Source organism: Okeania sp. SIO2F4, from assembly GCF_010672385.1.
Taxonomy (GTDB): Bacteria; Cyanobacteriota; Cyanobacteriia; order Cyanobacteriales; family Microcoleaceae; genus Trichodesmium.
Map to the genome: position 1 here is coordinate 1 of NZ_JAAHGT010001344.1, position 1,686 is coordinate 1,686.

Genomic DNA, 1,686 nt, shown 5'->3' on the forward strand with positions numbered 1-1,686 from the left:
TCAGTTTTCCTTGAGGTAATTATCAATTATCAATTAATTAAAGACTGCCTCATTGTCTTAATTCTCCTCACCTACAACTAAATACCACAGCGTATCAATACCACTGCCGACATATTCTGAATCTTGGTGTTTTTGAATCCATTGAATAATAGACCTCCCCGGAAAAGAGGGAGTAGGGAGTAGGGGAGTGGGGGAGTGGGGGAGTGGGGGAGTGGGGGAGAATTTTTTTACCCAACAATGCCCCCAAAATGCCAACATGCATGAGCATGAAGAGCTGAAACAGGCGTACTTTTTCGATACCTAAAAAGGCGCTCAACCTTTATCTGCCAATGCTTTTATATTTATTCAGCCAGCCCTATCTAATTATTGTTGGGTTTCCTTAACGTCAACCCAACCTACTAGACTTAACTTTCCTCACCTACAACTAAATACCACAGCGTATCAATACCACTGCCGACATATTCTGAATCTTGATGTTGTTGAATCCATTGAATAATTGTGGGGAGGATATTAAGGGATTTTTTTCCTAATTTGCCTAAAGCTAAGGCAGCTTTCCTTCGTACAAAAAAATTTTCATCCTCTAATAATGGTAGCAAAGCAGTAACTACAGTATCTGAGCTATTAACCAACTTGCCTAAAGCTATTGCAGCATTCCAACGTACATAAGAATGACTATCCTTAAGCTTTAGTAGTAAAGCACTAACCACAGTATGAGTATTTGAGCTGTTTATAAACTCTCCTAAAGTACGGGTAGCAACTTTACGCACTAGAAAATTTTCGTCTTCTAATAGTTCCGCTAGAGTGTTAAAAATAATTGGCGAACTATTGCCTAAGTTAAGCAAAGCTTCAGCCGCTCTAACACGGACACTAGAATCTCGATCTTCTAACATTGTTAATAGAGCATTAATTACAATCTCAGATTTATCATTTAATTGGCCTAAAGTATCAGCAACCCCAGCGTAAAAACTGGAATCACCCTTCTGTAGTAACTCTAGTAATTGATTAACCAGTGTCTTTGAATTGTCAGATAATTTGCTCAATGCCCAAGCAGCTTTGTAACGAGTAGGAGAATTGTCATTTAAACTTTCTAGCAAAGCACTAACCACAGCCTCAGAAGTATTACCTAAATTACCCAAGGCATCAGCAGCACTCCAACGCACCTCATAATATTCATCCTGAAGCAGTGCTAGTAAACTGCTGATTACTATTTGTGAGCGATCGCCCAAATTGCCAAGGGTATACGCCAACAACCCACGCACTTCAGAGTCTTTTTCACTGCGAAGCATTGCTAGTAAACTGTTGACTACTGTTTGTGAACTATTGCCCAAAGTATAGCTTGTGCTTCTACGCATTAAAGACTTATTTTCTCGAAACCTACCAACTAATCCCATTTGTGAGCTGTAGCTGTTGCCAGTTTCTGAGCTATTGCACAACATTCCCAAAGTATGAACTGCCCATCCACGCACAAAAGGCTTCTCATCTTGAAGCCGTGCTAGCAATACTGTAATTACTTCACTCTTTTCTCCTAATTCTGCTTGATATAAAAGCAACCTTTCCTCATCAATCAAATCTGCCCGCTTTTTCAACATCTCCAAAACTTGTCTCTCAAAGTCCGTTTCATAGAAACTACAAAAAATCTGATAAACCTCCTCCCGAACTTTCTCACCAACCTTCTCCTCACTACTC

Annotated in this window: 1 protein-coding gene; it reads right to left on the bottom strand. The window is 39.7% G+C overall.

What is annotated here, in order from left to right:
• Positions 1-404: 404 nt before the first annotated feature.
• Positions 405-1,686: HEAT repeat domain-containing protein (locus F6K22_RS40270; protein WP_293110710.1), on the bottom strand; the 1,282-nt coding region annotated here is incomplete at its 5' end.